The organism is Macromonas nakdongensis, from assembly GCF_002837145.1.
GTDB classification, from domain to species: Bacteria; Pseudomonadota; Gammaproteobacteria; order Burkholderiales; family Burkholderiaceae_C; genus Macromonas_B; species Macromonas_B nakdongensis.
Genome location: NZ_NWMV01000041.1, coordinates 46,924 through 54,763, shown reverse-complemented (window position 1 = coordinate 54,763; position 7,840 = coordinate 46,924). Strand labels below are relative to the sequence as shown.

Here is a 7,840-nt window from a genome sequence, read left to right as displayed (position 1 = left end):
GGCGCCGGCATCCCCCTCGGGCCAGTCGCCCACCCGGCCATGAGCGACACCCTGCTGCACAAGGTGCTGGGGCAGGTGGTGTCGCAGCAGCAGGCGGCCCAGCGCGCCGCCCAGGACGCCCCCAGTGCGCCGCCGGCCATCCAGCCCCTGGGCGCCTTGCACAGTGGCCGCTTCCACCGCTGGCACGTGGAGGCGCCCCCGGCGGCCGAGGAGGAAACCTGGTTCGTCACCTACCTCGATGTGATGACCCTGCTGCTGGTGATGATGGTGGTGATGCTGGCGTTTTCCGAGCCCGTCAGCCAGAAGTTCCGGGGCGAGCGCCGGGAAAGCGCCCTGGCCGACCAGTCGCCGGTGGTCAAGTCGGCGGCCGACAGCGGCACCTCGGTGGTACCGCCGATTCCCTTGCCGCACCCGGTGACCGCCCCGGCCGCGGCCGACGGGCCACCGCGCGAGCCGCGGCCGGCGCAGCCGCCCCAGCCCTCATTGCCGATCGGCGACCTGGGCAGCAACATCGAGGTCACGGTGGGCGAAGGCGTGGTGCGCTTTCGCATCAGCAGCGAAATTTTGTTCGCCTCGGGTGATGCCGCCCTGACGCCTGCGGGCCAGGCGGTCATGGACCAGCTCCTGCCGGCCTTCAACCAGGCCCAGGACCACACCATCGTGGTGGAAGGGCACACCGACAACATCCCCATCAGCACGGCACGCTTCCCGTCCAACTGGGAGCTGGCCGCGGCCCGTGCCGGCGGGGTGGTGCGCCACCTGGAGTCGCGCGGACTGAACCCGACCCGCCTGCGCGCCACCGGTTACGCCGACACGCGGCCGATCGCGTCGAACGCCACCCCGGAAGGGCGGCGCGCCAACCGCCGGGTCGAGATCGCGATGGAAGCGCCGGTCGCGCCGCGTTGAGCGCGCCGGCCGCTGCGGGCCGCGCGCCCGACTTCCTACAATGCCGGCATGTACGAAGCCTCTCCGTCCGCCGGTCTCTGGGCCGGCCAGCCACCCGACCCATCGCCGCTGCTGCAATCCCTCAACGCCGAACAGCTGGCCGCGGTCACGCTGCCGGCCGAACACGCGCTGATCCTGGCCGGTGCCGGTTCGGGCAAGACCCGGGTGCTCACCACCCGCATCGCCTGGCTGCTCAGCACCGGGCAGGTCGCGCCCGGGGGCATTCTGGCGGTGACTTTCACCAACAAGGCGGCCAAGGAGATGTTGACCCGCCTGCAGGCGCTGTTGCCGGTGAACGTGCGCGGCATGTGGATCGGCACCTTCCACGGCTTGTGCAACCGCCTGCTGCGCGCCCACTGGAAGCAGGCGAACCTGCCGCAGGCCTTCCAGATTCTGGACACCCAGGACCAGCTCAGCGCCATCAAGCGCCTGCTCAAGCAGCACCACATCGACGAGGAACGCTTCAAGCCCAAGGAACTGCAGTGGTACATCGCCGCCTGCAAGGAAGACGGCCTGCGCCCCTACCAGATGAGCGCACGCGACGACGAACAGCGCCGCAAGATCGAGATCTACCAGCTCTACGAAGAACAGTGCCAGCGCGAGGGCGTGGTGGACTTTGGCGAACTGATGCTGCGCAGCTTTGAGCTGCTGCGCGACAACGACCCGATCCGCGCGCACTACCAGCGGCGCTTCCAGCACATCCTAGTGGACGAGTTCCAGGACACCAACAAGCTGCAGTACGCCTGGCTCAAGCAGCTGGCCGGACAGGAGGAGAACGGCCGTTTCGTGCCCGGCCACAACGCGGTGCTGGCGGTTGGCGACGACGACCAGAGCATCTACGCTTTCCGCGGCGCGCGCGTGGGCAACATGGCCGATTTCGTGCGTGAATTCGCGGTGCAGCACCAGATCAAGCTGGAGCAGAACTACCGCAGCCACGCCCACATCCTGGAGGCCGCGAACCAGCTGATCGAGCACAACCGCGGCCGCCTGGGCAAGAACCTGCGCACCGACCAGGGCGCCGGCGAGCCGGTGCGCGTGTACGAAGCGCCGACCGACTTTGCCGAGGCGCAGTGGATCGTTGACGAGATGAAGCAGCTGGTCAAGAACGACGGCCTGCCGCGCCAGGAAATCGCCGTGCTCTACCGCAGCAACGCGCAGAGCCGGGTGATCGAAAGCGCGCTCTTCAACGCCGGCATGCCCTACCGCGTGTACGGGGGGCTGCGTTTCTTCGAGCGCGCCGAAATCAAGCACGCCCTGGCCTGGCTGCGCCTGCTCGACAACCCGCACGACGACACCAGCTTCCTGCGGGTGGTGAACTTCCCGCCGCGCGGCATCGGCGCGCGCAGCCTGGAGAACCTGCAGGACGCGGCCCGGTCCGCCGGTTGCTCGCTGCACGACGCGGTCAGCGCCGTGGGCGGCAAGGCCGGCACCAACCTGGCGGCTTTCGTGGCCCAGGTGGACGTGGTGCGCGAGCAGACCGAAGGCGCCACGCTGCGCCAGATCATCGAACTGGTACTGGAGCATAGCGGCCTGCTGGCGCACTACCGCGCCGACCGCGATGGCGCCGACCGCGTGGAAAACCTGCAAGAACTGGTGAACGCCGCCGAAAGTTTTGTGATGCAGGAGGGCTTTGGCCGCGACGCGGTGGCCCTGCCGCTGGACGAGACCGCACCCGGTCTCAGCCAATCCCCGGTGAGCCAGGGGCTGGACCCGAACGCACCCCTGGCACCGCCCGATGCGGGTTTTGTGCAGCCCGACACCGGCGAAACCCTGAGCCCCTTGGTGGCCTTCCTCACCCACGCCGCGCTGGAGTCGGGCGACAACCAGGCCCAGGCCGGCCAGGACGCGGTGCAGCTCATGACGGTGCATGCCGCCAAGGGGCTGGAGTTCGACGCCGTCTTCATCGCCGGGCTGGAGGAGGGCCTCTTCCCCCACGAAAACAGCTTGAGCAGCATGGATGGGCTGGAGGAGGAGCGGCGCCTGATGTACGTGGCCATCACCCGCGCGCGCCAGCGCCTGTACCTGTGCCACGCGCAGTCGCGCCTGCTGCACGGCCAGACCCGCTACAACTTGCGCAGCCGCTTTTTCGATGAGCTGCCCGAGACCAGCCTGAAATGGCTCACACCCGTGTCCGGGGGCTGGGGCGCCGGCCTGGGCGCGGCGGCGCCGGGGCGCGCGGGCAGCGGCCAGGGCTGGAACGCGCAACCGGCCTGGGGTCGCAGCGGCCTGGCCGGTGGCCCGGGCAGTGCCTACACCGGGGGCGGGACCGTGCCGGCACAGAAGGCCGAGCCGGCCCACGGCATCCGGGCCGGGCAGCAGGTGTTCCACAACAAATTCGGCGAGGGCAAGGTGCTCACCGTCGAGGGCAGTGGCGACGACGCCCGCGCCCAGGTCAGCTTTGCGCGCCACGGCACCAAGTGGCTGGCGCTCAGCGTGGCCAAGCTCACGCCGGTGTGAGCACGGCCTCCTGCAAGGGGGCCGCACCGTCGGTGCCGAAGCAGACCGTGTTGCGGCCCGCCTGTTTGGCGCGGTACATGGCCATGTCGGCCTGTTTCAGCAGTTCGTCCGGCTCGGTTTCTCGGCCGTTGAACAGCACCACCCCGATGCAGGCGGTGCAGCGGTGTTCCACCGTCTTGAGTGCGCCCGTGGACTGGGTCACTTCCAGGCGGTAAGGCTGCGCCAGGGCGGCCAGCAGCTTCTGTGCGACCGTGTGGGCGTGTGTGCTTGACGTGGCCAGGTCGGTGTCCAGGTCGCCGAGCAGCACCACGAATTCGTCGCCACCGAAGCGGGCGACGGTGTCGTTCTCGCGCACCCCCTGGCGCAAACGGTGCGCCACTTCCACCAGCAGCAGATCTCCCACCTTGTGGCCGTGGGTGTCGTTGAGTGGTTTGAAATTGTCCAAGTCCAGAAACATCAGCGCGCCGTGCAGGCCGCTGCGCTTGTGCCCGGCCATGGCCAGCCCCAGGTTGTGGGTCAGCAGCCGCCGGTTGGGCAGTTCGGTTAGGCTGTCGTGGAGGGCCTGTTGCTGGATGCGTTCCTGCATTTCCCGCCGTTCGGTGATGTCGCTCAGGAAGGCCAGCACGGAGGTTTGTCCCTGCCACTCGAACAGCGTACCGCTGATCTCGAACCAGCGCATGCCCCGGTGCTTGGTCAGCACCCGAAAAGGTTGTTGCTGCTCCACGGCTTCGCCCTGCATGCGGCGGCGGTGGCTGGCCAGTACCCGTGTCCGGTCGTCCTCGTGGATGTGGAGGTCGAAGTGGCGCTCCAGGATCTCGGGGGCGGCGTACCCCATCATTTCGAAAAAACGGGGATTGCCAAAGCGCAGCACCCCATCCTGGAACACGGCGATGCCTTCGTTCGCGGTTTCGATCAGCAGGCGGTACTGTCGCTCGCGCTCCAGCAACTGGCTGGCGGCCGTGCTGCGTTCGATGGCGATGCCGGCGAGCACCGCCGACTGTTCGATCAGGGCGATGTCGGTGGGCTTGGGGGTGTGGGGTTGGTGGTGGTAGATGGCGAAGGTGCCCAGCACCGTCTGGTCCGACGACAGGATGGGTTGCGACCAGCAGGCCCCCAACCCGGCCTGCCGGGCGATGTCGAGGAAGGGTTGCCAGTAGGGGTGGTGCTCGATGTCGGTCACCACCACCCGCTGGCCGGTGTAGGCCGCCGTGCCGCAGGAGCCCACACCAGGCCCGATGGCCAGGCCGTGCACGGCCGCGTTGAAAAAATCCGGCAGGCTGGGGGCGGCACCTTCCTGCAGGTGTTTGCCCTGTCGGTCCAGCAGCAGGATGCTGCACATCATCTGGGGGTGCAGGGATTCAATGCCGCGCACGATGGTTTGCAGCAAGGCCTGCAGCGGTGCTCCTTGGGCCAGCATTTCCAGCACCTGGTTGCGGAACGCCTGGTATTGTTCGTTTTCGAGCAGCGAGCGTTCGGCCGACTCTTCGTTCATGATGATGATGCCCAGGGCCAGCAGCAGGGTGCCGGTGATCGAGGCCATGAAGGTCAGTCCTTGCAGGACGCCGCCGTCGGTGACGAACTCCACCGTCAAATAGCCGCTGCCCACGGCCCAGACCCGCACGGCCATCAGGGTGGCCACCAGCAACGCGCCGTGGATCAACAGGTATTCACCACGTCCCAGCGGTTCACGGCGCCGGTGCAACAAGGTCCCCACCACCAGCAGGCACTGCGCGCCGTAAACCAGACCGCCGAGGACCAGGCGGACTTGGAATTCGTCCATCAGCAGCGGAAAGGCCACCCCCACCACGGCCACGGGAGACCAGACCCACCGCACTGGCCAGCGGCGGCGGCGAAACCGCAGCACGGCCTGGGCGTAAATCGCCAGAGAGGACGCCAGGGCCAGGTTGCCCAGCACGATGGAGGCCACGTCGGCCACATGGCCGCGCAGGGCGAACAGCGTGTAAGCCACTGTCTGCAGGCCCAGGGCAATCGACCACAGGAACATGTCCGCGTGGCGGCGGTGGCCGAGGTAGGCGGTGGCCAGCGCCAAGACTGCGCTGACCGCGATGATCACCGCGAAGAGGGTGGGAACATGGAGCTGCATGCGCGCTTACCGAACTGACACCCATGTTAGCAGTTCGCACCCCCGGTGACCATGAAAAAAACCGCCGGACCCGAGGGGCCGGCGGTGTCAAAGCGTGGGCGGGACCCACGCACTTTCCCGATGGGGTGGGGGCGTCAGGTGCCGATCTGGCCGCCGTCGTTCTTGGTGATGACGATCGTGGCCGAGCGCGGGCGCTGGCCCGGTCCGTAACCGGCGTTGGCCGGCCATTGGCTCTCGTATTTGGCGGGGGTGCCCACGTCGGCCATTTTGGTGTTTTCGCCCGGGTGCTGGATGTTGATGAACAGGGCGCGGCCGTCTGGGGTTTCGGTGATGCCGGTGATCTCGGCGCCACGCGGGCCCACCAGGAAGCGTTTGAGCGTGGCCGGCGATTGCGCTTGGCCCAGGTGGGTGGTCACGCGCTTGTCGCCGTAGGCCAGGGTCTGGGTACCGCCGTCACCGACGCGGCCGGGCAGGGCGGCCAGCAGCATGCAGTTGGTCTGGTCGGTGTAGGCGCCGTCGTCGGTCTGGATCCAGCAGATGCCGGTGGCCTTGCTGAACACCAGGCCGTCGGGCGAGGACAGGTCGTTCTCGTCGCTCAGGTTCGACAGGTTGACGGTGGCGCGGTCGGCGCTGGCCTCAGAGGCGAACAGGTAAATGTCCCAGCGGAAGTTGGTGGCGGCCGGGTTCGGTTCGATGAAGCGCACGATGTGCCCGTGCACATTGCCCTTTTGCGCTTTGCCGGCCTTCAGGTCGGTGTAGACGCGCGGGTTGGCGGCGTCCACGGTGGCTTCGGTGCGCTGGCTGTTGTTGGTCAGGGTGAAGTAGACCTCGCCGTTGCGCGGGTTCACGCCGCCCCATTCCGGGCGGTCCATCTTGGTGGCGCCCACGGCGTCGGCCGCCAGGCGGGTGAAAATGGCCACGTCGGCGGCGGTCTTGAACTCGAAGTAGGAGCTGCCGGCGATCACCGGGTTGTCCAGGGACAGCTCCAGCCATTCGCCGCTGCCGTCGTCCTTGAAGCGGGCGGCGTACAGCGTGCCTTGGTCCAGGTATTTGTCGCCCGCGGCCAGGCGGTGGGCCGGCTGCGCATCGGCGGCGTCCCAGCGGGCGCTGGAGACGAATTTGTAGATGTATTCGCCGCGGGCGTCGTCGCCCATGTAGGCCACCACCGGCTGGCCCACCACGGCCGGGGCAAAGGTCACGTTCTCGTGGCCCATGCGGCCCAGGGCGGTGCGCTTGCGCAGCGTCTGGCGCTTGTCGTAAGGGTCGAGTTCCACCACGTAGCCGAAGGTGTTCATCTCGTTGCGGTAGTCGGCCTGGGCGCTGGCGGCCAGGGCCCCGTTGTTCCAGCGCACGAAGCGGTCGTCGCTGCCGGCGCTTTCCCAGCCGTGGCGGCTGGCCGCACCGGCCTTGCGGCCGTAGCGGTTCAGGGCTTGCACCTGCTTGTCCTTCTTGCGGCGGCCGTCGTCTTCGGCGTCGCGGAAAAAATAGCCGAACCAGTTTTCCTCGCCCGAAACGAAGGTGCCCCAGGGCGTCTTGCCGGTGCCGCAGTTGTTCAGGGTGCCGCGGGCGCGGGTGCCGTCCGGGCTGTATTTGGTGACCAGGTGCTCGCTGCCGCGGGCCGGGCCGTGGACCACGGCTTCGGTCATGGTGGTGACGCGGCGGTTGAAGGCGGACTGGGGCTTGTAGGCCCAGCGTTTGCCGTCGGATTGCACTTCCACCACGGACAGGCCGTGGATCATCAACTCCTTGTCCACTTCGGCAGCTGGGCGGGGCAGGCTGGCCTTGCCGCCGTCGGCGTGGATGAAGAAAGATGTGAGCTTTTCGTCGGTGGTGGCCTCGTGGTTCATGGCCAGCAGGCCGCGCGAGTTGAACGTGGTTGAGGGTTGGCCCTGGGCGTCCAGGCTGAACCACTCGATGCCGTCGTGGTGGTCGCCGGCGCGGTTGCCCCAGTCGGTGTCGGTGCCGTCGTTCTTGAAGGCCGGGGTGCTGGCGCTCAGCGGGTCGCCCAGGCCGTACAGCACCTGGGCGGTGTAGCCTTCGGGCACGCTCACCACGTCCTGAACGTGCTTGGCCACGGCCTGGAAGCCCAGGCCGCGGACCGCCGCCGGGGCGCCTGTGGCACAGCCGCCCAAAGCGGTGGCGCCCAGGGCAGCGGCGCCGGCCACACCGGCCCCGCCGCGCAGCAGGCTGCGCCGGCTCAGGCGGGTGTCCAGCACCTGTTCGAACGCGGGGTTGTTCGAGGTGTTGGAGTCTTCGTCGTTGAAAATGTCGCCAGGGCGCAGGTCGTGTGTCACGGGGCAATCTCACAAGGGGTTGAACAACCCTCCCAGCATG

General features: G+C 68.2%; 4 protein-coding genes. 2 read left to right on the top strand and 2 right to left on the bottom strand.

From position 1 onward, the window contains the following. Together CON77_RS06935 and CON77_RS06930 are read left to right on the top strand one after the other, a co-directional pair. The coding region (locus CON77_RS06935; protein ID WP_232788431.1) for an OmpA/MotB family protein at nucleotides 1-906 on the top strand (906 nt) is incomplete at its 5' end. Between the two features lie 48 nt (nucleotides 907-954). Beyond that, a complete protein-coding gene (locus CON77_RS06930) occupies nucleotides 955-3,402 on the top strand; it encodes a UvrD-helicase domain-containing protein (protein WP_101048443.1) in 2,448 nt (815 codons plus the stop codon). Here the strand turns inward: CON77_RS06930 and CON77_RS06925 are convergent. Next, entirely contained in the window at nucleotides 3,389-5,506 is a 2,118-nt protein-coding gene (locus CON77_RS06925) for a diguanylate cyclase domain-containing protein (RefSeq protein ID WP_101048442.1), read from the bottom strand. The genes CON77_RS06930 and CON77_RS06925 overlap by 14 nt on opposite strands. Nucleotides 5,507-5,640: 134 nt before the next feature. Then, entirely contained in the window at nucleotides 5,641-7,800 is a 2,160-nt protein-coding gene (locus CON77_RS06920) for a PhoX family protein (protein WP_101048441.1), read from the bottom strand. Nucleotides 7,801-7,840 lie beyond the last annotated feature (40 nt).